Annotated in this window: 18 protein-coding genes; 8 read left to right on the top strand and 10 right to left on the bottom strand. The window is 51.7% G+C overall.

The annotated features are described in order from the left end of the window. Positions 1 to 127: 127 nt before the first annotated feature. The 3 genes from A3849_RS00805 to A3849_RS00795 form a co-directional block, all read right to left on the bottom strand. Entirely contained in the window at positions 128 to 1063 is a 936-nt protein-coding gene (locus tag A3849_RS00805) for a sensor histidine kinase (protein WP_074109713.1), read from the bottom strand. After that, a complete protein-coding gene (locus tag A3849_RS00800; protein WP_074084598.1) occupies positions 1060 to 1788 on the bottom strand; it encodes a response regulator transcription factor in 729 nt (242 codons plus the stop codon). Before A3849_RS00800 ends, A3849_RS00805 begins: the two co-directional genes overlap by 4 nt. 115 nt (positions 1789 to 1903) lie before the next feature. Continuing rightward, positions 1904 to 2815, bottom strand: coding sequence for a DUF4362 domain-containing protein (locus A3849_RS00795; RefSeq protein ID WP_074109712.1), 912 nt, complete (start codon positions 2813 to 2815; stop codon positions 1904 to 1906). Between the two features lie 622 nt (positions 2816 to 3437). Here A3849_RS00795 and A3849_RS00790 point away from each other — a divergent pair. Both A3849_RS00790 and A3849_RS00785 read left to right on the top strand, forming a co-directional pair. Then, positions 3438 to 5582, top strand: a complete 2145-nt coding sequence (locus A3849_RS00790) for an alpha-amylase family glycosyl hydrolase (protein ID WP_074109711.1) — start codon at positions 3438 to 3440, stop codon at positions 5580 to 5582. Positions 5583 to 6014: 432 nt separating this feature from the next. Continuing rightward, the gene (locus A3849_RS00785) at positions 6015 to 7409 is read left to right on the top strand and encodes a SpoVR family protein (RefSeq protein WP_074109710.1); all 1395 of its coding nucleotides are present in this window, start codon (positions 6015 to 6017) and stop codon (positions 7407 to 7409) included. A gap of 215 nt (positions 7410 to 7624) precedes the next feature. On the opposite strand, the gene A3849_RS00780 is transcribed toward A3849_RS00785, so the two are convergent. Next, the gene (locus tag A3849_RS00780) at positions 7625 to 8548 is read right to left on the bottom strand and encodes an AraC family transcriptional regulator (protein ID WP_256700603.1); all 924 of its coding nucleotides are present in this window, start codon (positions 8546 to 8548) and stop codon (positions 7625 to 7627) included. A 156-nt stretch (positions 8549 to 8704) separates the two neighbouring features. On the opposite strand from A3849_RS00780, the gene A3849_RS00775 reads away from it, so the two are divergent. Further along, positions 8705 to 9190, top strand: coding sequence for a DinB family protein (locus A3849_RS00775; RefSeq protein WP_083613305.1), 486 nt, complete (start codon positions 8705 to 8707; stop codon positions 9188 to 9190). On the opposite strand, the gene A3849_RS00770 is transcribed toward A3849_RS00775, so the two are convergent. The 3 genes from A3849_RS00770 to A3849_RS00760 are packed head-to-tail and all read right to left on the bottom strand — an operon-like array spanning position 9185 to position 12307. Beyond that, positions 9185 to 10300, bottom strand: a complete 1116-nt coding sequence (locus A3849_RS00770) for a glycoside hydrolase family 88/105 protein (RefSeq protein WP_074109709.1) — start codon at positions 10298 to 10300, stop codon at positions 9185 to 9187. The genes A3849_RS00775 and A3849_RS00770 overlap by 6 nt on opposite strands. 42 nt (positions 10301 to 10342) lie before the next feature. Next, on the bottom strand, positions 10343 to 11371 hold the full coding sequence (locus tag A3849_RS00765; protein ID WP_074109708.1) for an alpha/beta hydrolase family protein: 1029 nt from the start codon (positions 11369 to 11371) through the stop codon (positions 10343 to 10345). 45 nt (positions 11372 to 11416) lie between these two features. Then, positions 11417 to 12307, bottom strand: coding sequence for a pectinesterase family protein (locus tag A3849_RS00760; RefSeq protein ID WP_074109707.1), 891 nt, complete (start codon positions 12305 to 12307; stop codon positions 11417 to 11419). Between the two features lie 72 nt (positions 12308 to 12379). Here A3849_RS00760 and A3849_RS00755 point away from each other — a divergent pair, with 72 nt between their 5' ends. Continuing rightward, complete coding sequence (locus tag A3849_RS00755; protein WP_074109706.1) at positions 12380 to 13243, top strand: helix-turn-helix domain-containing protein; 864 nt, start codon at positions 12380 to 12382, stop codon at positions 13241 to 13243. A gap of 32 nt (positions 13244 to 13275) precedes the next feature. On the opposite strand, the gene A3849_RS00750 is transcribed toward A3849_RS00755, so the two are convergent. Continuing rightward, positions 13276 to 14730, bottom strand: a complete 1455-nt coding sequence (locus A3849_RS00750) for a glycoside hydrolase family 28 protein (RefSeq protein WP_074109705.1) — start codon at positions 14728 to 14730, stop codon at positions 13276 to 13278. Between the two features lie 17 nt (positions 14731 to 14747). Further along, positions 14748 to 16313 carry a glycoside hydrolase family 43 protein gene (locus A3849_RS00745; RefSeq protein WP_074109704.1) on the bottom strand — a complete coding sequence of 522 codons (1566 nt, stop codon included), beginning with the start codon at positions 16311 to 16313 and terminating at the stop codon, positions 14748 to 14750. A gap of 211 nt (positions 16314 to 16524) precedes the next feature. On the opposite strand from A3849_RS00745, the gene A3849_RS00740 reads away from it, so the two are divergent. From A3849_RS00740 to A3849_RS00725, 4 genes are all read left to right on the top strand, one after another. Then, positions 16525 to 18753, top strand: a complete 2229-nt coding sequence (locus tag A3849_RS00740) for a helix-turn-helix domain-containing protein (RefSeq protein WP_074109703.1) — start codon at positions 16525 to 16527, stop codon at positions 18751 to 18753. A gap of 293 nt (positions 18754 to 19046) precedes the next feature. Continuing rightward, complete coding sequence (locus tag A3849_RS00735) at positions 19047 to 20033, top strand: ABC transporter permease (protein WP_083606735.1); 987 nt, start codon at positions 19047 to 19049, stop codon at positions 20031 to 20033. Between the two features lie 12 nt (positions 20034 to 20045). Beyond that, complete coding sequence (locus tag A3849_RS00730; RefSeq protein WP_074109702.1) at positions 20046 to 20930, top strand: carbohydrate ABC transporter permease; 885 nt, start codon at positions 20046 to 20048, stop codon at positions 20928 to 20930. Between the two features lie 136 nt (positions 20931 to 21066). Beyond that, on the top strand, positions 21067 to 22608 hold the full coding sequence (locus A3849_RS00725; RefSeq protein WP_074109701.1) for an ABC transporter substrate-binding protein: 1542 nt from the start codon (positions 21067 to 21069) through the stop codon (positions 22606 to 22608). A gap of 539 nt (positions 22609 to 23147) precedes the next feature. On the opposite strand, the gene A3849_RS32645 is transcribed toward A3849_RS00725, so the two are convergent. Beyond that, positions 23148 to 23312 carry a hypothetical protein gene (locus A3849_RS32645; protein WP_178382568.1) on the bottom strand — a complete coding sequence of 55 codons (165 nt, stop codon included), beginning with the start codon at positions 23310 to 23312 and terminating at the stop codon, positions 23148 to 23150. Positions 23313 to 23708: the final 396 nt, after the last annotated feature.

Here is a 23708-nt window from a genome sequence, read left to right as displayed (position 1 = left end):
CCTTTGGCTCTTCGTTTGTCTTCCTGGTTCTTATTGTACACAGCGGAATTTTCTTTTTTATTACCTGAATCTTACGAAAATCTTAAGCTGCCGTAATCCAGGTAAACCGCCAGACCAGGAGGGCCTGTTAGAAGGTCAGCCTGCGAAAAGAAAGCGTAAATACGGTTTTGACAAAAGGCTTGCTGCGCAGAGTAATGCTGCCGTTCATTTGTTCGGTTAACCTTTTGGTGATGGTCAGCCCGAGTCCGCTCCCCTGATAATCCCGGTTGCGGGAATCCTCCAGTGTGTAGAGCCGCTCAAAAACTTTATCCAGGTGGCCTTCAGTGATGCCCTTCCCCCGGTCCCATACCTCGATGCATACTTGATCTCCGCCGCTGTATAACCTTAGTCCAAGTACTCCGCCGGCATCCCCGTATTTGATTGCATTAGACAGCAGATTGGATAGCACCCGGTCCAGCGCCTCTCCGTTGCCCATGATGTACATCGCCTCATCCGGTATCTCGATCTCCACCTCACTGCCCTTGGCACTCAGAATATCGTAAAAAGAAAGAATGTTCCGCCGGCAGACCTCCCCCAGCTCCACCCGCGATAGAGCGATCTCTTTATCCCCCGACTCCAGCTTGGCCAGATCAAAAAAGCTGTTCATCAGCTGGATCACTTCTTCTGCCTTGCCGTGAATCGTCCGTAGAATATGCTCCTGCTCCGCTTGCGTCATCGTCTGATCTTGAAGAATCGTTTCAATATAACCAAGCACCACCGTCAGCGGAGTCTTCAGATCATGAGAAATATTCGCCAGCATGCTGCGCATGGACTTCTCCAGCTTGGCCAGTTCCACTGCACCCTTGTGGTTGACGTCCAGCAGCCGGTTCAGATCGGTAAGCAGCTTTTGCAGATGAGGATCGCTGTTGAACAGCAGCAGTCTTTCGTGCGAGCCCCGGTCCACAATCCCCTCAAGCTTGGTGTGGATATATTCGAGCTGGCGGGAATGCTCCCGCAGACGCAGGTACTGCCAGAGGATCACAATTAGCAGCAGCAGGATAGCCGCACTGACCAAAGCCATCATTCCAGCACATCCCCCAGCTTGTAGCCGATGCCCCATAATGTTTTGATGTATTCCGGCTTGGATGGATCATCTTCAATTTTTTCACGCAATCTGCGCATATGTACATTAATGACATTCTCGTCTCCGTAATAATCGTCTTCCCAGACGCTGCTGTAAATCTGCGCTTTGGTGTACACCCGGCCGGGGCTGCTCACGAACAGCTTCAGAATCTGAAATTCCTTGGCGGTCAGCTTGACCTCTTCACCGTTCTTCAATGCCGAGAAATTATCAAAATCCACAGTGAGTCCGCGCAGCGATATTCTGTTCGATTTCGCCTCCACCGGAGCCGTTTCCTGGCTGGCACTGCCCGCAGCGGCGTATCCGGCCCTGCGGATCGCTGCCTTCACCCGTGCCGCGAGTTCGATCATCGAGAACGGCTTCGTAATATAGTCATCTGCGCCAAAGCCCAGGCCCAGCGCCTTGTCAACATCACTGTCCTTTGCGGACATGATCAGTACAGGCACCAGACTGTCCCGGCGGATCGTCTGCAGCACATCATTGCCGCTTCGTTTGGGAAGCATCAGATCCAGCAGAACCAGATCATAGGCGCCGCTGCGGTGAAACAGCCTCTCCGCTGCCTCACCGTCAAATGCCGTTTCCACCTCATACCCCTCTTTTACCAAATACGAGCGCACCATTTCGCTTATCGCCTCGTCGTCTTCTATCAGCAGCACACGCTGTGGCATGTCTGAACCTCCCTGTAATTAAAAATATTTCGCACGTACAGCTCATCGCCGATTTATAGCTTGATTCCTTAAAATTATATCAGGCTTTGCTGTGCAGATTCATCCGATTATTGTCTTATTCGTACCCGCCCTCAGCTTCCGGCAGCTGCTTAAAGGACTCTCCAGCCTCTACTGTGTCTATGATGAACTGTGCCACCCCGGTCATGTTCAAGCCGTCCGTGCTCGTGTCGCATTCACTCCAGACATAATGACGCTTAGCGCCGTTGATTTGGACCGTCAGCTCATAGCTTATATAAGGCTTCCTGTTACATTCTGTGGACAGCTGCTTCTCTTCCAGGTCACTACTGAGCACCAGCTCGCGATAAATACGCTGGCGGTCCTTATCCGGCAATGTATAATCATTAACTTCGGCCACTGAACCATTCCGCAAGTCCTTGACCAGCTTCTGCTCCCCAGTGTTGATCTCATTCTTGCGGTCCACTCCATATTTCAGCACAAACTCGAACCGGTCCTGCTTCGCCACATCATATTCAATCGATAATAGCTGCCGCTCTGCTTGCCCACCATCGCACCCTGTCAGCGTATATGTCAGCAGGGTATTGGTCTCCACCCGCTCCAGCTCTGCGCAGGAAACCGTACGCACCTCAGGTGTGCCAAAGGCATCCTCCGTTGTGTCGATGGTGTATTGCAGTCTTCCTCCCTTGTACTCCAGCACTCTAAATATCGGATCACCCTCAATGGTATGCTGCACCACCCGCTGAACTCCGCTCCCCCGTTCGATAAATGCATCCAGTTTGTCCAGATTCTCCGTACCTAAGCTGTTGCGGTTAATCACATCCTCCTGCTCGTTCAGCTTGTGGCTGATCTTCGGATGGTTTGCCGAATCTTTATGCCAAGGCAGCAGGGAGCAGCCTGTAAATATAAACAGGGTCAGCAAGACGGTAAGAAGCATAAGGAATCCTCTCATGGCACGTCTGCTGACCACCTTAGGCAGGCGCGGCCATTTTGAAGAAAGGTGTGGATTCATCGCATGAAGCCTCCTTTTCAGGGCTGATGGAAGTTGAACATTTGCTAAAGTATACCATTAATGAAAATCATCCGGTCCATTTCTATTTCAGTTTTACTAAAGGGAACCCAGGTAAGATGGCACCCAACTGGTGACCCTAACCCCCACAGAACCCGGCTTGCGGATCTCCCACACCAGGCTCTTCAGAATTGGTTTTACAGTACAGCGTATGTCTTCAACCACTGGTACGGAATGAAGATTTTCCTTCTGGAATAGATTGTACTCACAGTTCTCCAACATATAAAAATGTATTTTTTATAAATAATCCCATTTTAGTCATTGACTTGATCCTGATAGAGTGGTATTTTGGTTTGGAAACCGGTTTCCTTTCATTTATGCAAACTATTTTGTCACTAGATTCAACGTAAGATGCAGAGATAACCCTCTGTTTGCGTCTGCTAAGCGAAACGATTTTTTTCATCATTGCATACGGTTCACCGTGAAACAGGCAGATGCTGAAGAAGAATAAAGTAAGTGTCTTATTGGCCCTGCCGGCTCCCAAGCGGTTGCGCACCGCTGTCTGGAGGCAAAGCAGGACCGATCCGATGTTTAAAGGCAGACCATTTAAAAGGAGAGTCGAACCATGAAAACGTACTCAAAGCTTTTGACAACCCTATCGCTTTCGATGAGCATGGTACTAGGTGCCGCATTGCCCGCATGGGCTTCCCCAGATACAAGCGTTAATAACAAACTTGATTACAGTACGGACGTTGTCTATCAAATTGTGACCGACCGGTTCGCAGACGGCAATTCGTCTAACAATCCAACAGGTTCTGCATTCAGCAGCGATCATTCCAATTTAAAACTGTATTTCGGAGGAGACTGGCAGGGAATCATCAATAAAATCAATGACGGCTACCTGACCGGTATGGGAGTTACGGCACTTTGGATTTCTCAGCCTGTGGAGAACATCACCTCTGTCATCAACTATTCCGGCGTTAACAACACAGCTTATCACGGATATTGGCCCCGGGATTTCAAAAAAACCAATGCTGCCTTCGGGAGCTTTACCGATTTTCAAAACCTGATCTCTACAGCGCATGCGAATAACATCAAGGTCATTATCGACTTTGCTCCAAACCATACCAGCCCGGCTTCGTCCACGAACGCAAGTTTTGCCGAGAATGGCAAGCTGTATAATAACGGCACGTTGCTCGGAGCTTATGGAAGCGACTCCGCTGGTTTGTTCCATCACAACGGCGGCACGGATTTTTCCACCATTGAAGACGGCATTTACAGAAACCTCTATGATCTGGCGGACATCAATCAAAACAACAGCACGATTGACAGCTATTTCAAGGAATCCATAGACCTCTGGCTTGGCCTCGGTGTTGACGGAATCAGATTTGATGCGGTGAAACATATGCCTTTCGGCTGGCAAAAAAGCTACGTCTCCTCCATCTACAGCGGCAGTCATCCGGTGTTCACCTTCGGCGAATGGTTCCTTGGCACTGACGAGACCAGTACGGACAATGTCAATTTTGCCAACAACAGCGGTATGAACCTCCTTGACTTCGCATACGCTCAGGAGGTTCGGGAAGTATTCAAGGACAAATCGGAAACTATGAACGATCTCAACTCAGTGTTAGCCTCTACCGCATCCAGCTATAATTATATTAATAATATGGTGACCTTTATCGACAATCATGATATGGATCGCTTCCAGGTGGCGGGTTCCAGCACGCGGCCAACCGAACAAGCACTGGCGCTCACCCTGACATCCCGCGGAGTACCGGCTATCTACTATGGTACCGAGCAGTACATGACCGGCGTTGGTGATCCGAATAACCGGGCTATGATGACAGGGTTTAACACCAACACAACAGCTTACAAGCTGATTAAAGCCTTGGCCCCGCTGCGCAAGTCCAATCCCGCTATTGCTTACGGAACGACAACACAGCGCTGGGTCAATGACGACGTCTTCATTTATGAACGGAAATTCGGTAAAAGTGTCGCCCTCGTTGCCATCAACCGCAACACGTCCACGCCTTATCCGATTTCGAACCTGTCATCGTCGCTGCCTGCGGGCACCTATTCGGATGTGCTGGGCGGCCTGTTAAACGGCAATTCAATTACCGTTGGCAGCAGCGGCTCCGTCACTAATTTCACACTTGCGGCCGGAGGAACGGCGGTTTGGCAATATGGGGCGGCAGAAACCTCGCCGACCATCGCCAATGTCGGACCGACAATGGGCAAACCGGGCAATACCGTGACGATTGACGGCCGCGGCTTTGGCAACACGGCGGGTACAGTCTATTTCGGCACTACGGCTGTCACTGGTTCAAACATTGTGAGCTGGGAGGACTCCCAGATTAAAGTGAACATCCCAAGTGTCACTGCCGGCAAGACAAATGTATCGGTAGCCACTGCTTCCAGTACAAAGAGCAATGCTTTCAGCAATTTCAACGTACTGACGGCCGATCAGGTCACCGTGCGCTTTAAAGTCAACAACGCCACCACAGCCCTTGGAACAAGTGTATCCCTGGTCGGCAATGTAGCTGAGCTTGGTGCCTGGAACGCCTCTGGTGCAATTGGCCCCATGTACAACGTAGTTGAAGCATCTTATCCAACATGGTATTTCGACGTCAGCGTACCGGCAGGGACGGCGCTGCAGTTCAAGTTCATCAAGTCGAACGGCACCACCGTCAACTGGGAAGGCGGCAGCAACCACACGTATACAACACCAACCAGCGGCGTAGGCACGGTGACGGTCGACTGGCAAAATTAAACGGGAGCTACCGGTACGGACATAAGGGATTTGACAGAGCTTGTTAATATATCCTACAAAAGAAAAAGATTAGGTGTGAGATGCCTAATCTTTTTTTGCTTTGCTTATATTCTTTCCTGTAGTCAATTTTCCAAAGATGAAATGCTGAGTCAACTTCATCAGCCGCTGCTTCCTCATTTACCTGATACATTCTCAACGCGATCGCACTTGTCAATAAGTTGGTTTTTGAATTCCCTCATCCTTTTTACGACAGCTCTATACTTTCAGGCATTCTCAGCAAAACCCTGCTGCCCCAGAGACTATTCAGAACGTCATACACCTCTCTCCCCTCCCATATACATAAATGGAACCGTTCCGGTCGTCGCCGCACATCTGCGGCTTGGCCTGAATATACTGCAGTCTTAAGCCCAAGCTGGAGGGAGAGATGGATTCATGCCCGGAGATGAGATTCAAGCGCTGGAACGGGCGATTGCCGAGATTACGGAGATTGCTTCCGGGTTTGGGCTGGATTATTACCCGATGCGTTACGAGATATGCCCGGCTGACATTATCTATACATTCGGTGCCTACGGGATGCCTACCCGGTTCGGGCACTGGAGCTTCGGAAAGACGTTTCATAAGATGAAATCGCAATATGATTTTGGTCTGAGTAAAATCTATGAGCTTGTCATTAACTCCAACCCCTGCTATGCGTTCCTGCTGGACGGCAACTCACTGGTCCAGAACAAGCTGATCGTGGCACATGTGTTGGCCCACTGCGATTTCTTCAAAAACAATATGCGTTTCTCCATGTCGAACCGCGACATGGTGGAGAGCATGTCGGCCACGGCAGACCGGATCGCCGATTATTCGGTCACCTACGGTATGGATGCCGTAGAGGGCTTCATTGATTCTGTGCTGGCGGTACAGGAGCATATCGACCCCAGTCTGATCCAGCCCCGCAAGCTGGGCAAGACCCACCTGCTTGAAGCCAAGATGAAGGAACGCAAGGATACGCCTCCCGGAAGTCCTGGCCCGGCGAATCCCTATGATGAGCTGTGGGATCTGGAGAACGGCAAGGCCGTCGGCCCGGAACCGGAAACCGCCGGGAAACGTAAGTTCCCGCCCGAGCCGGAGAAGGATATCGTCTGGTTCATCCAGCAATATTCGACGGCGCTGGAGGACTGGCAGCGCGACATCATGACGATGCTTCATGACGAGATGCTCTATTTCTGGCCGCAGATGGAAACCAAGATCATGAACGAAGGCTGGGCTTCCTACTGGCATCAGCGGATCATGCGCGAGCTGGACCTGACGCCTGAGGAGACGATCGAATACGCGAAGCTGAATTCCTCGGTCGTGCAGCCCTCCCGGCAGAGCCTCAATCCCTACTACCTGGGGCTGAAGATCTTTGAGGACATCGAGCGCCGCTGGGACCGTGACAAAATGTTCGAGGTCCGGGAGCTGGACTCCGACATCTCTTTTATCCGCAGCTATCTGTCGAAGCAATTGGTCAATGATCTGGACCTGTACGTCTTCGAGAAAAAAGGCCCGGAATGGAAAATCACTGACAAGGCCTGGGAGAATGTCCGTGATCAGCTGGTGCTGGCCCGGGTCAATGGCGGCTCGCCTTACCTTGTCATTGAGGATGCGGATTATGAGCGCAACGGGGAACTACTGATCGCCCACCGCTACGAGAGCATCGAGCTGGACCTGAAGTACCTGGAGCGCACCCTGCCGCACATCTATGCCCTCTGGGGCCGTACCGTCCACCTGCAAACCGTGGTCGAAGACAAAAAAGCCCTTTTTACCTATGACGGTAAAAGGGTGCAGCGGAAATTCATGTAGTGGGAAAAAGGCCCGCCAGCACACAAAGGTGCGAGCGGGCCTTTCATTGCGGTCGCAATCCCTAGCGACCGTTAAAATAGGAATAATAGGCAAAGGCTGTAAGGTGGGAGTAACGGAGGGAAGTTTGGAACTGGAAGCGCGTCAGCGGCCGGAAGTCCACACATTCCCGCAGTTACGGCCATTCACCGTCCAGCCTTTGCCCCATTTTTCTTTTTTTATAGTCGCACCCTCACCGGAACATAAATCTCCATCACTGTATCCACCCGGGAATGACAGCGCTCGTCGTAGAACTCAAAATCCAGCTTACCGTCATCATAATCGTACCCGCTCCCCGGAAACCATTCCTCAAAAATATACTTCCAGGTGCTTTTAATCACCTGCACGAACGCCTCTTGATCCTTCCCCTCCGAAGTATCCACAGGCGGTGTAGTGAATACGGCATATTGGGCCTCCGGCACTTCAGCTGTCAGCATATCCGGTGTGACCTTGGAGAAATCGTCCACAATCACACCAAGCAGATACGAAGCATTGCCGCTGTCCAATGCCGGAGCACATAACCCAACTTCTCCATGTTTAGGTGGAGTGAGGATTTCGTACATTTTAGACTCCAGATTTTCACCTTCATAGTGGTTCCAGAAGGAAGCCATATCCTTCGTATAATTGCCTTCCGCCACATTTGTTGCTATGCCGTAGCCTGCGACCTGAAAAGCCGGTTTCTGTACAATCACTGGATTCATTAGATATCCTCCGATTTCAAAAATAGGACCGTCCTGAAGACAACCATTCATCCGCGCCGCATATTGCGAGGGACTGTAGCCAAAAGCCTTGCGGAACGCCTTTGTGAACCCGCTCTGCGTCTCAAAGCCGTACTCCAGCGCGATATCAATGATCCGCTTGCCGCTGAACAGCTCCACCGCTGCCAAAGACAGCTTGCGGCTGCGCACATACTCCATCACAGACATCTGCTTGCACAGGCTGAACACCCGGCTGAAATGATACAGCGAATATCCCGTCTCCGCGGCAATTTCCTCGGCGGTCAAATTTTCTTTTATATTTTGTTCAATATATTCAATGCATCTCTCCATATCCTTGCTGTAATTCAAGCAGCCACCCAGCCTTTCCCCGATCGGTGATTTCATTATAACAACTGCCTGCCAGGTGGGCTGTTCCTGTTTTGCTATACTTAAGATCTTCACACAACAATCATTCTAACCTGACGGACTGTAGTCAAGTTCATAGGATATAGTGAAGATATAGAAGAAGCTGAATATATATTTGAACTGGAGGTCTTTGTTATGGCAACGGCTACGAACGAGCAACTGGTGCTTGAATTCCGGTCTTTAATCCCTTATATCCAATCGCTGAGTACCCTTGATGAGATGCATTGGGAAACTCCGGTCGCGGCAGGCAAATGGACATTAAAAGAAATGCTCTGCCACCTTACGCAGTGGGACAAGTACTTTTATGAAGAAGCTTTCGCTAAAATAATGAAGGGTCAGCCGCTGACCCTCCGGCAGCAAAACTTTGATGATTTCAACGCCCGCTCTATTGCATATGCCAAGTCATTGACGAAGCAGGCGGCTATCGGACAATTCGTGCTCTACCGGACCAAAATCCTGGATGCCGCCACAGCCTTAAGCGATGAAGAATTGGTGAAGGAGCATATAGACGGGGACGGCCAGAAATTCAGCATCCGGGGTTACCTGGAAGACTTTATTCCTCATGACAAACACCATAAGCAGCAGATGGAGCAGTACATACAGCCGGGTGCGACGTCATAATTTCTCTACTTCAAGTGATGCCAGCAGCCAAGGAGCAACACCCATCGGCACATCGGACAATACGGCTTCCGAAATGTAATAGTCAAAGGAGCCGTTGCGGTCTTTGCTCAGCCCGGCACCATGGCAGATCCGATGCAGGTGAACGCCTTGTTCATCTTCGCCAGCCAGATGCGTCAGAATTCCCTCATACCCGCGCCGCATGGCTTCATGAAATGAAGGTTCAAGATAGCCTAGTCTTAACCCCTTGACCATTGCATAGACGAACATACATGAGCCGGAGGCTTCCAGGTAATTCCCCTTGCGGTCTGCCTGATCCAGCACCTGATACCAGAGTCCGGTCTCTTTGTCCTGTACCTGCACAAGTGCTCCGCACATCCGCTGGAATATTCCGATGATCGTTCCCCGCTTAGGATGAGTAACCGGGAAATGCTCCAGGCAATCCACCACGGCCATCGCATACCAGCCCATCGCCCGGCTCCAGAAATGGGAGGACAGGCCTGTAACCGGATTGGCCCATTCCTGCTCCTTCGATTCATCCCAGCCGTGATAGAGCAGCCCGGTCCGCGGATCGCGGGTTCTGCGTTCAATCAGCAGAAGCTGATGAGCCGCCTCGTCGATCAGTTCGGGCCTGTGGAAGACTGCGCCATACTCCGCAAGAAACGGCGACGCCATATACAGTCCATCCAGCCACATCTGGAACGGATATACCTTCTTATGCCAGAATCCGCCCTCAGAGGTGCGGGGGTGTCCGATTAGCTGGGCAGCCAGCACATGGGCGGCTTCGGCATAACGCTGCTCTCCGGTTTGCTGATACAGCAGGAACAGATTTTTGCCCTGGTTGATCTGGTCCAGATTATATTCCTCCAGCCGGTACGAACGGATTGATCCGTCCTCGCCGATGAAGCTATCCATATGCCTCTGCATATAGCCCACATATTCAGGCTCACCAAGCTGGACACCGGCACGCGCCACCGCCATCAGCAGCATGCCCGGGACATAAGCCCAGCGTTCCAGCACAAAGGCATGCTCACCCTGTTCGTTGCACTGGCTGAGAATCGTATCCGTAATTTTGCGGGACCAGCTTGTTGTGCTTGCTTCTGATATAGACATCCCAATTCCTCCAGTCGCTTGTCTTGCAAGCTAAGTTTGGCCTTAATTACCGGCAAGCTGCCTGCGCAGCCAGGTATACGCCGGTTCTCCATGAATTTCATGACCGCCTGTGAAAAAATCCGCCTCAACCTGCCCGCCCTGTCCGGCTGCACTGTAAATAAGCTGCAGTCTGGCTAAAGCCTTCCTCGTCCCTTCCGGGCCGAACAGGGGGTCCGCATCCCCCGACTCCAGGAACAGTCCGCGCGGTGCAATCAGACCCAGCAGATCAGGCATCTCTGCATCGAGCAGAACCCCGGGGATGTAATTATCCAGGCAATGGTTCCGCGTCAGAATACTGTCGGCAAAAGTATTCGCATATCCGCTTACCACGGCGCAGCATAACCGCTCGTCAAGTGCTGCTGTGAAGCCGGCAACCAATCCCCCGCCGGAAATGCCCATGATCCCTATCCGCTCACCTATAACTTCATCCCGGGTCTGCATATAATCCAGTGTCCGCATCGTTTCATAGATGCGGTAGCCAGCCATGGTCTGACCGGCCATTAAGAGCGCCGAGGACAGACGGAAGCAGGAATTCCGTCCCGGCTCACCGCTGGTTAGGTCTTCTGCCAGCCGTCTGTCACCGAATCCCAGCACTTCCGGGGCAGCGACCACGAACCCTTGCTTCACTAGCGAAACAGCAAAATCCTTATGCAGCCCCGTTTCTCCCTCACGGTCTGACCCGTCCGGATTCAGGCCGGTAATCTCCCGGCTGCCGTAGCCGTGTCCGTGAACTGCAATGATAGCAGGCGCCGCTGAAGTAGCCGCCTGTTCCGGGATGAGGAGGTATAGAGGCATCCTCAATCCGTCATAGGTAGTAATCTCTATACGCTCCCTTGTATATCCGAGGCAGACAACCCGCTCCAGCAATATCGGCTGAAGCTCAGCCGGAGCCTCCGGGAATCCGCCCAGCCGCCCGGTGAAGCCGGCAGCGAGCATAGAACGCCATTCCCCGTAAGGAATGTCAACACGGAATTCAGCACTGCGGGGTGCTGAACCCGTCAACTTATTCATGTATTGCTGTAGTACATCCATCTGCGGTTCGCCTCCTAAAATACATTCCGCGCCATACGCTGACGCTTAATACCCCTCTGGATGCCAGCCGTCCAATACGGTGAGTACCCTGTATTCTGAAGCTTCCTGCGGGTTTAGCTGCCGGGACCACGCTACCCTGGCTTCCGGATGGGCGCCGGGTCCGCTGCTCCCGAATTCTTCATAGCGGCTGGTTGCCTCCCGTTCAGGCTGGCCCCAATTATGCCAGCCTTCGCCGATGACTGAACCGTCCATGCTGGTGCGGATGAAGGCGACATGCGCGTGGGGACGCCAAGGGCGTCCAAGATACACCTCGCTTACGCCCTCCCCTCCAGTAATCCTGCAATCCAGGAACACATAGCCGAAATCTGCCCCTTCAGGAGTGGAAGCGGCTGTGATGTAGCCTCTGGAACGCTTGTTGTGCAGGTGGCAGCGGTCGAATAAAGCCGTAGCGGCTCCAAAAATATAGTCCACATCGCCTTCGATATAGCAATTATCGTAATACTGCTTGCCTTGTCCGGTATACAGAGTATCCTGATCTCCAAGCAGACGTACGCGGCGGAAGACCGCCTGTCCGGCATCGATGAAGGCTGCCACCGCCTGCCCGGTGCCCGGACCGGAGGCATTGCGGATCGTCAGATTCTCCGCCGTGAAATGTTCGGCAAACACGTTCAGCGTTCCTGACCGGAATGTGCCCAGCGGCTCACCGTCAGCTCCAAGCGTATGGGCATTATCTGACCAGGTGAGAACGGTCGACTGCGGGTCCTCGCCAAGCAGCAGGATCGGAGGCGCCTCTGGCCCTACCGTAATTTTTTCCTCGTAAATTCCGGGCTTGATGCGGATCGTTACCTCTGAGGTATGCTCCGGCGGGATGGAATCCAGCGCCGCCTGCAGACTGGCAAATCCTTCAATGCTATTTTTGGAGACTGTAATTAGCATGTGCGGCTCCTTTCATATCAACCTGTATTTATTCTATAATAACCGTAACGGTTAGGAGAGAAGAGGAGATTCATGACCAGCGTAAGCAGTCCAAATCCCAAATATCATATTGAAGACGGCCGGTACAGCATCCAGCATATGAAGCGTAAGGGCATTACCGCCATGCCGCGTCCCCACAGCCACGAATGGACCGAGCTGTACTATCTGCTGGAGGGGGAGCGCGTATATTTTGTGGACGACCGGGTGGTTACGGTACATAAAGGCGAGCTGATCCTGATTCCCGGCAGCGAGCTTCATGCCACCGCCAGCTCCGAGATAGCCGAGTTCGAGCGGATTCTGATCAATTATGATCCTGGCCTGCTGCCGCCGGCGCTGCAGAATAGGACTCAGTGGTTTCACAGCCGGGGCTACCGCTTGTTCAGGCTGACGCTGCGCGAACAGGACGAGGCGGAGAGCCTGCTGACCCGGATGCTGGAGGAGTGCCGACTGCAGCGCCCGTATTACGAGACCTGCGTAATCACCTTATTAACCGAGCTGATGATCCTGCTGCAGCGTTCAGAGACCATATCACAGGCTGGAGGAACGAAGCATCCGCTGCATCAGCTGGTCACGGAAGTCGCAACCTATATCCGCGATCATTACCGGGAGTCACTGACTCTTGAAGAGACGGCAGGACATTTTTTCATCAGTCCCTCTTATTTAAGCCGGGTATTCCACCGGTTGACGGGTTTCCATTTCCGTGAATATATCGTCCATATCAGGGTCAGGGAAGCCGAGCGGCTACTCGCCGGGTCAGGCGGCAAAATTCAGGAAATCGCTTCCGCCGTCGGGTTTGAGCATCTCTCCCATTTCAATAAGACATTTAAAAAATCAACCGGTCTGACCCCGCTCCAATACCGGAAGGAAGCACGGTCGCGCCCTTCATCCAGGACATAGTGTGAATTCCGGTTCAGGCCCGCAGGCAGTTATTAACTCTCTGTAAGGACCAAGTCTCCCGAGTTCGTTAACGTGACACCGCTGCTACTATGGATCTGCAGGGCCGGCACTGCCGGGGTTTGCAGGCTGATGCGGTCCAGCCGCACTCCTTCGGCATGGCGCAGAATGATCCCGCGCTCACTTACCGCATGAAAATTCTCGACAGCAAGACCGGCCAGCGGCCTTTCCGGCAGCCCGTTTACGAGCAGTGCGGTGGCCGCTCCATGGCAGATGATGTTCCGTAAGGAAATATCCCGGAACTCCGGGGTGGCCTCGTTTACCGGGAACAGCTGTCCGTCATACCCTTCCGAGCCCTCAACTCCTGCATAGAACATATGAAATGACACCGCCTCGTGGAGAATGCCGCTCATTGTGATATTCTCCATAACAATATCTTCAACTACACCGCCTCTGCCTCTGGCGCTTTTGAACCGCAGGCCGATATCCGTGCCGATGAACAGGCAGTCATTGACTCTGACCGCATGTACTCCGCCGGACATCTCGCTGCCGATGACCACCCCGCCATGCCCGTGATACACGGTGCAATGCCGGATCGTAATATACCGGCAGGGCATGCCCATCCTGCGGCCTTCTTCGTCTTTGCCCGACTTCAGACAGATCGCATCATCCCCTACATCGAAGCTGCAGTGCTCAACAAGCGCATGTGTGCAGGATTCCAGATCAAGGCCGTCCCCGTTCTGCGAATACCATGGGTTGCGCACCTGGATACCCCGCACGGTAACCTGCTCACAGCCCATGGGGTGAAGGCACCAGGCAGGGGAATTCTGGAACGTCGGCCCCTCAAGCAGTATTCTGCGGCAGTTCCGCAGGCTGAGCAAGGCCGGGCGGAGATATGGCCGTACCGGCAAATAAGCCTCCATCCCGGTTTCTCCGTTCTCCCGCAGCTTCCGGACGCAGGCCTCCCCTTCCATCGCTTCACGGCAAGGCCACCAGATTTCATTCTCCACATCAAGCACACCATCGGAGCCGGTCAGTTTCTTCCACTGTTGCTCCGTCATTTTGAACCGTTTTACCGGCCGCCAGCCTTCACCGCTGCCGTCGAAGATTCCCTCTCCCGTAATCGCAACATCACTTAATGCCTCTCCGTCCAGAGGCGACTGGCAGCGCCAGCCGCTCGTTCCCTCATAATGTGAGGGAATGAGCGGGTACAGCTCCGGGTCAGCGGCAAACAACACAAGCGCTCCCCGCTCGGCGGACAGATTAATCCGGCTATGCAGAGTAAGCGGACCTGTGCGCCAGATTCCGGACGGTATAACTACCTTTCCTCCTCCGGCGGCAGCACAGTCATCCAGTGCAGCCTGAATAGCAGAGGTGCACAGTGCAAGTCCGTCGCCCTGCGCCCCATAATCGGTTATGCTAAACGTCCGATCAGGAATCTGCGGAAGCTTAGGCAGCGGATAAGAATTAGAATTCTGCTTGCCGTTCATCGTCCTGTCCCTCCCCTTTACTCAAGTCCTTCATAGCTGAACCAGTCAAAATCGGCGTAATTACCGCTCTCTGTCCCCTGTGAGCTTGCATACATCCCCATGTAAGCCCCTGTAAAACCTCCGGCCAGATCGGTGCTGAGTACTCTTCCGTCAGCTCCTTCGTGCAGAGCAATCCACTTGTCAGCTTCCGATGTTCTGTAAAAGAAGCTGTATTCCTGCCCTTTGGCCTCTACCTTAAACTGCACCTTATCCTGCGGATACGGCTCTCCAGCTAGCAGCTGTTCACTGCCGCCCCGGCGTTCGATCAGGCGCAGCACCTGCTCCCCGGCATCCAGTCCCAATTCAAGCCTGAAATGATAATCCGCATTCTGCAGCAGGACAAAGCCTGCGGTTTCATTCTCGGTACCCGGTCTAAATGTCATATCCGCAGCCGCTCTGAAACTGAGATGCTGCTGGCGTCTTCCGACAAAGGACGGGTTGCTGATCTCAGAGAGCCGCTCCGGCTTCAATTGCAGCCGAAGTACCCCCGGTTGTTCCGTAAGACTCCATAATCCGCCGCGCGGTGTCCGCAGGAAGTTCCATACCGGTGCAAGCTCACGATCTTCAAAATCATCACGCACCGGAAGCTCCGGCCATTTCGTCTCCGGCAAATCCGGAGCCGCCGCTTCAAATTCCAGCACCCCTTTGCCGGGATTCACTACAGGCCATTCATTCTCCCATGCAACCGGCGTAAGGAAGGTTTCCCGTCCCAGATTGCGGTAATAACCGCCGTTCGTCCGTGAAGCCAGGCAGAACATCCACCAGTCCCCATGCTGGGTCTCCACGAGTTCCCCGTGGCCGACATTGACAATAGGATATTGTCTGCCGAGATGCCTGTGGGTCAGAATCGGATTGGCCTTATGGCCTTCATAAGGGCCGGTCACATTCCTGCTTCTGGCGATGGTAATCGCATGGGTATGGCCAGTTCCGCCTTCAGCAATCAGGACGTAATACCAGCCGCCGATTTTGTAGATATGCGGACCTTCCTGTGCATGGGCCACCTTGAGTGCCCCCTGCCAAATGCTGATCTTGGGTCCGGTCAGCTTGCCCGCTGCTAGATCGATTTCCTGCAGCCAAATATCCATATGCTTCGGGTAATCCTGGCCTTCCGGCGGAACCCGGTTACCGGTATAGTATACTTTGCCGTCGGTATCAAAAAACAAAGAGGAATCAATGCCCGGCGCATCCTCCAGCCATACCGGGTCGGACCAGTCCCCGGCGGGGTCGGTCGCCGTAACATAGAAATTGTGCTGATTTTTGTCATTGTCGACATAGGTAGTAATCATATAGAAGATGCCTTCATGATAGCGGATGGTCGGCGCCCAGATGCCCATAGACGGAATCGAATGGTCCAGATTCAGCTGCGACGGACGGTCCAGCACATGCCCAAGCTGCCGCCAGTTCACCAGATCCTTGCTGTGAAAGACCGGTACACCGGGGAAGAACTCAAAGCTGGAAGTCACAAGGTAGTAATCCTCACCTACGCGGATGGCCGAAGGATCAGGGTAGAAGCCCGGCAGTACCGGGTTGCGGAATGTTCTCAATATAGGAAGCCTCCTCAGAGCATTTAAAATGTAAGCATAACCAATTATAGTTCGTATAAGTTTAACTTTCTTGCATTTTCTATGCTCAATTTCTCCATTTTTATACTTCTATGCTATTTTCATTAGTATTCCCATCTTATCCTACCTTGTCAGGGAATACCTTGTCCCTCTAGAATGAGTGTAGTAGGATTTACACAAAGGGGCGATCAGCATGGGCAAAACAAAGAAACTATACACCCGGTTTTTCATCAGTCTGACCACGATATCTGTCTGCTGCATCCTTGTGCTGGCAGTTGTAATCTTTTACTGGTACCGGAGTATTTCGATAGCAAGTGTCAATAAAGCGAACCAGAATGTGCTGTTGAATACCGAAACCGTATATATAAACTATAAAGAGATCGTCCAGAACTATACGATGGACTTCTATGCCAATCCGAATATCAATGCGCTGATGATGAGCGGGGATACCGACTGGAGCGACCAGCTCTACAGTGCCCTAAGCCAGATCCGCGGCGCTCTGGTAGTCAACCAGTATCTTGAGAACGCATACATCTTTGGTGTAAAAGAGCCCGTCGCCATGTTCGAAAATATGCCGCTAAGCCCATCGTCCAAGCAAGAGTTATCACAGCGGATGCGGAACAGCCGCATTATTGAATCCCCTTTCCTGTGGAAGGCTACCATGAACAATGGCGCTCCTGTGACTCTCCTGACTGTCTTCTATAATGACAGGGCCTTCGCGGACAGTGCGTATTACGGGGCAGTGGCGCTAACGGTTAATTTGTCCAAGCTGCAGAATAATCTGTTTACGCAGACAGACGGTGAAGCGACACGTTATGCGGTACTCGATGCGAATGCTACGGTACTAATGCACAGCGCTCTTTCCGGAAATTCCCTGGATGCCGGCATGCTGGAGAAGATCGTTGCCTCCCCCGCTGAAAGAGGTTCTTTCGTCTATAAAGGTGCCGGGGAACCCCAACTGGTTACCTTCGTGTACTCACCAGGGGATAAGCTGTGGTTTGTCTCGGAGACTTCCTATAAGGACAGCATCCGGGATATTTCCAGCGCCCGTAATCTGATGATTGGCCTATGTCTTGCCCTTATTCTGGCTGCATCCGTGATCTCAGGCCTGATCTCCCGGCAAATCTACAAGCCTATCGGCCGGCTGTTCGGCAATATCATCCATCTGTCCGGCAACGAAGAGGCACTTAAGACAGGTGGGGATTTCGATGCAGCCAGTCAGGAATTAGAGATGATCGGGGTCAAGCTGGACCAGTTGAAGAAGGAGAATCATGACAGTGCCTTGATGCGCTGGCTGCTCTCGCCCCGCGGAGCTCCGGATAACCGCGATAATTCCAATATGAGACTTGGCTCATCTGGAGGAGCCTATTGCGTATGCGTGCTGGAGGTACTGGCCGAAGGAGCATACGGGGATGCCAGGAATATATGCAGTGAAGTGATTCAGCAGATCCGCACAGAATTCTCCGCGCTGGCTGAGGTGCAATCCTTCCTGCCGCATGAAGGGTCTGCTGTTCTCATTCTCAGTGAGCTGAATAGCGGAAGCTTCGGGGATTATGCCTTATACCGCAGTAAATGGGAGGAGACCGCTGCACTGTTCCCCCCGTCCGGTATCCGCTGCGCCTTTGGAATTAGCGGATTGACGGGTGATCTAAGCAACCTAAAACCCAAATATAATGAAGCTTCCGATTGCCTGCAATATATTAAATTTCACAATAAGCTGAATATTATCTTTGCTGATGATACCATCCACCTGAACAGAAGTCCGGTACCTGAGAGTTCACTTGAACCTGTGCTGCAGGCAGTCAGGCTACCGGAGCAGGGGGTACACATTCCGCAGGCGGTAGAACGGCTGCTGGCGGTTGTGACCAGCTACCGGGCAGAGCCTGCCACCATCGCCTTGTCGAGGCTTGCTTTTGAGCTGAGCCGCACCGCCGAGCTTAGCAGCGAAGCGCAGCACTCCGGCTTTCTGGATGATTACCAGCGGATCTGGCAGATCCGCAGCTATGACGAACTGCGCAGCTGGATAGAAGCCGGCTGTTATGCCGCCCTCGCGCGGATCTCCGCCATGAGCGCCATACAGACCCGGAGTATTGCAGCCGAAGCGATCTGTTATATCCGGGATCATTATGATGATCCCAGGCTGTCGCTGAACGCGCTTGCCGATAAAATGTCGCTTAGTCCCGCCTATCTCAGCAGGCTGATCGCCGATGAAGTGGACAGCAGCTTTCCCGATTTCGTCAATCTCCTGCGTCTGGAGCAGGCACAGCTGCTGCTGGTTACAGAGCTCGGGATGGACATCCAGGAGATTGCCGGAAAGGTCGGGTACAACAGCAGCACCTATTTTACAACCCAATTCAAGAAGCGATACGGAGTAACGCCCTCCAAATGGAGAATGAATCATATTCTGCAGCATCAGGATTAGCCTCTAAGATCCGCTTAATTAATCAGTCAAAGTAAAAATTGAGGGATGTCCAGCAGCCGTTTAAATGGCCCGGGCATCCTTTTTTGAGGCCAAAAAAGCCCATGTTGCGCTCAAAAAGCAGAAATTTGATACCTTTTTCGTTTTTTTAAGGCCGCTGATTCCGTTTTTTTAACCTTTTCCCGTTTATTATGATAGCGTTTACATTTGCTGCGGATTTATGATTTGCCTTGTAAAGCATGCCCCTGAAACACGGGGAGATGTGATAACGCTAGTCATAAAGGAGTGAATGTTTAATGATTCAAGAGGCTGCACCGGAGAAGCCGGGACGGCAAAGCCTGAGCCTGAAGCTTAAGGCCGCCAGAACCGGAAGCCTCCGCAAATCCCTGAGAAAGGACAGCTCCCTGTACCTGCTCGCGCTTCCAGGTATCATCATCTTAATTCTTTTTGCGTACCTGCCGATGAGCGGGCTGATTCTCGTCTTCAAAAATTACAATTATAACGACGGAATCTTCGGCAGCCCCTGGGCGGGCTTCTCCAACTTCGAGTTCTTCTTCTCCAGTATGGAGGATGCCCTGAGAGCTACACGCAACACCGTAATGTTGAATGCGCTTTATATGCTGACCGGCACGTTCTTTTCAGTAGCTATCGCCGTAATTCTGAACGAGCTGCGCAGCAAGTGGTTCATTAAAGTAACGCAGAGCGTGATGTTCTTCCCGTATTTTATCTCTTGGATTATTATCGGGGCGATCCTCTTCTCCCTGCTTGACTACGACAAAGGGATTCTGAACCAGCTGTTTCAGTCCCTTGGCCTGGCCCAAATGGACTGGTATTCCAGCCCCTGGCTGTTCGTAATCATCCTGGTGTTGGCGAATATCTGGAAAAGTGCAGGCTATGGCGCAATTATTTACTACGCAGTACTGCAGGGAATCGATACCTCCTACTATGAGGCCGCACGGATCGACGGGGCTTCCAGGTGGCAGATTATTACCAAAATCACCATACCGATGCTGATTCCATCCATCATTCTGATGACTCTGCTCGGTATCGGCGGAATGCTCAAAGGCGATCTCAGCATGATTATGGGTGTAACCTTCCTCAATCCGCTGCTATTGCCGACGACCGACATCATCGATGTGTATGTCTACCGCACCGCCATCCGGTCCGGCGAGTTCGGCTTTGCTTCAGCCATTACGCTATACCAATCCGTCTTTGGCTTCATTCTGGTGCTGCTGGCGAACAAGCTGGCGGGCTGGTACGACAAAGACAGCAAACTATTTTAGGAGACCAAACGTATGCAAACTACCGAAAGCAAAGGCCTGCTCATCCTCTTTTATGCCTGTATAGCCGTTTTTTCAGCCATTTGTCTCGTGCCGTTTGTGCTGGCGGTATCCGGCTCACTCTCCACTGAATCGCGGATCGCCGCTGAGGGATACTCGTTCTGGCCCAGAGGCTTCACCTTTGAAACCTACCAATTCCTGTTTGGCTCCAAAGCAGAGCAGATTCTGAGGGCGTATTCCATGTCAGTGGTTGTAACCGTGCTGGGTACCCTCACCGCCGTGCTCGTAACTACCGCCTATGCTTACGTCATTTCGGTCAAAGGCTTCAAACTCAAAAATTTCTTCGCCTTCTTCGCTTATTTCACGATGCTGTTCAGCGGCGGAACGCTGCCCTGGTATCTGCTCAGCACCAAATATTATCACTTAGGCGATACCCTGCTCGGGCTGTTCATTCCTTATGTACTGAGCGTGTTTCTGATGTTCCTGATGGCGAACTATTTCCGCAGCATACCGCATGAAATTGTAGAATCGGCGCAAATCGACGGGGCTGGCCACCTGCGGATCTTTTTCAGCATTATGATTCCGCTCGGCCGGGTAGGACTTATCACCATCTCCTTATTCTATGCGCTGCAGTTCTGGAATGACTTCTACTTACCACTAATGCTGGTATCTGACCAGGACCTCTACACGATTCAGTATTTAATGTACAACATGATGGCGAACATCCAGTTCCTCGCTTCCGGCAATGCCGCACAGGTTGGTGGCGCGATTATCGCTCCACCGCTCGAGACAGCCAAGATGGCCATGACCTGTCTGACCGTTCTGCCGATCGCCATTCTTTATCCTTTTCTACAGCGTTTCTTCGTCAAGGGCATTGTCGTCGGGTCAGTTAAAGGCTGATTTCCGGTACAGTGCCGAAATATGGATTGCTCCAGGCCCCTGCTCCCCGCTGCCGACTTGTTGTACAATGGGTTAAGGGAGCACAGCCTATGCAATATATGCCTCATAAGTACATTCTATTTCAGGAGGGTTCATCATGAAAAAGAAAAAAGGTTGGTTAAGTCTGCTCCTCTCTGCTGTGTTCCTGTTAAGCGCCTGCTCTCAGGGCAATAATGAAAGCGCTAACTCCGGTGATTCCGGCAATAGCGGCAGCGGAGGCACAGCCCCTGCAGCTACGGCGGACAATGGAACTGGAGGCAGTAACCTGGCGCCGGCCAAGCTGAAAATTATCCTATACGGGGATGAGTCGAACCGGATGAAGGAGCTGGCGAAGACTGATTTCTATGATGTAATCAAAAAAGAAATCAATGCCGAGGTGGAATTTCAGTTCCTGCCCTGGACCGAATACGGCGGCGGCAAAACCGATCTGATGCTCTCAACGGGTGAGGATTTCGCCACTTATACCGATGCCAATTACATGGTAAAATCTGTAGCCAAAGGACTCTATGCCGATCTTACCCCCTATGTCGGAGCTGCGGCTGATTTGAGCAAAACGGTGGATAAAGCCTCCTTTACCGCCTTTCAGCTCGACAACAAGCAATATGCAATCCCGGTTGGCAACAAGCCGAATTCCGCAGAATTCTACAGCGTGCTCGTCCGCCAGGATCTGCTGGAAGAAGCTGGGATGAAGCAGGTAACTTCACTGGCAGATCTGGAACAATTTTATGATAAAGTGCATGCCCTTCATCCCGAGCTGATCGGCTATGCCAGTACCGATGCCCGCAGAATGCTGCAATATGACTTCACCGATAAGAATCTGTACTGGCAGAATGATTTCATTGCGCTCGATGAATCGGCACAGAACGATCAGATCATCAACTGGTTTGAATCCGATGAGTTCAAAGCTTATGCCAAGCTGATGCGCGGCTGGTATGAAAAAGGCATCATCCCGAAATATGCTGCTACCAATGTCCCGCAGCTGCAGTCCGACTGGAATTCCGGCAAAGCGATGTTCTGGGCAGGCACGGCAGCCCGTCCGTTCGAGGGTGCGGCAACCATTTCCCAGGCAGTACCTGACGCCAAGCTGGTCAACTATTTCCTCGGCACCGGCCGCCCGAAAATCAGCCGCGGCACGTACAGCACCGCCTTCTTCGTCTCTGCTGCCGCCAAGGACCCTGAACGCTACGTTATGTTCTTCAACCTTCTACAAAAAAATCAGGAGCTGTACGACCTGTTCGCCTACGGGATCAAGGGAACCGATTATACCCTGGATGATAACGGCCGTCTGACCAAAATCAGCACCGATTCGCTGATTCCCGACTGGCTGCTGATGAATAAAAACTTCATCCGCTTCGACAACACCGTGCCGGATGATTTCATTGCCAAGTACAAAGCCTGGGATGACGGGGCCATTATCTCCAAAGGCGCCGGCTTCAACTTTGACAACACACCGGTCAAGAATGAAGAGACGAAACTGAACGGTGTATTCACCGAATACCTCGCCCCAATCGGCAGCGGCTTCAGCGATTATGACACGGCCTTCCCGAAAGCGCTGGAACGGCTGAAGGCAGCCGGCATCGACAAATATATCGCCGAGTACCAAAAACAGTTTTCGGAGTGGTACGCGAAATCAAAATAACGGGATATACACAGCACCACTGTTCGTTGTGAAAACTAGGAATAGCCAGCTTTTGAATCATTAGTTTTTGACTGATCAATTTAAAGAAGCAGCGGCAGAACAAGACTAAATAAAGTCTTAGACTGCCGCTGTTGTCGTTTTCCTAACGTCTCCCATTAGCGTAAGGTAGTTTGTTTATCTTTTATCCCTTATCTCACGAAGAATTGCTTCGATTCCTTCCATTTTTTAACATCGAATATTGGTTCCCAATCATGCCCGCTAAACCAACTAAAATAATAATGATAATAAGAAGTCCCACTCTAGCTCCTTAAACAGACTTTTCCTTCTATTTTAGCATCTAATCCAATTTAACTGCCCTTTATGGAAAAAGCAGATTGCATTAGCAGTCTGCTCTTTACGCTATCGTTCTCCATTAGAGCCTAACTAAATTCAAAAAAAGCCGCTCGTTATAAGCGACTCTTCTGTAATGCAGCTATTCAACTTCTTTTAATGCACGTTTAATCAATCTTATAAATGTGTATGTTTTTCTGGTGTTACTTCTATTTCTTTTCTTCATAAAGGTTTTTCGCCCAATTCTGAATACCAAGCGGGTAAATTTGTGTTTCTGCCGAAACTATACCCTTAATAGGTTGACGATAATTCCCCACTAAGGAGTGCTTCTGAGAATCAAGAGATTTCTTCTTTTGGTTGTTTTTGTCAGTCATACGTGCTTGCTCCTTTCTATCGATAGGATCACCGTATTACAGCTTAACCTCCAGATATCCTTCCATCGCTTCACGGATCATTTGAAATGCCTTGATGTTTCCCCGTGACTTTTACATCCGTCCAGTTCCTTCAATGATCCCACATCCCCCCTTATGCATGCTGTGATTAACGCATCTGCTCGTTAATTGAGCGAGACTGAAATGCGACTTACATTATATGGTACGCAATAGTTCGATTGCAGTTCCACTTTTTAAGTCATCCAGCTATCCTGCCCGTTCGCTTAAAAGGCTACCGATCTGCCGGCAGCCTTCTGTCTTTACGCTATAGATCTGGTTGTTGAGCTATCGTTTCCCGTTAAGTAGTTTAAACCGACTTTTGTGCCGTACATTTTGGCG

Origin of the sequence: Paenibacillus sp. P46E, from assembly GCF_001909095.1 — a bacterium.
GTDB classification, from domain to species: Bacteria; Bacillota; Bacilli; order Paenibacillales; family Paenibacillaceae; genus Paenibacillus_AQ; species Paenibacillus_AQ helianthi.
The sequence above is the reverse complement of the archived record's forward strand: the minus strand, read 5'-3'. Positions and strand labels throughout refer to the sequence as shown.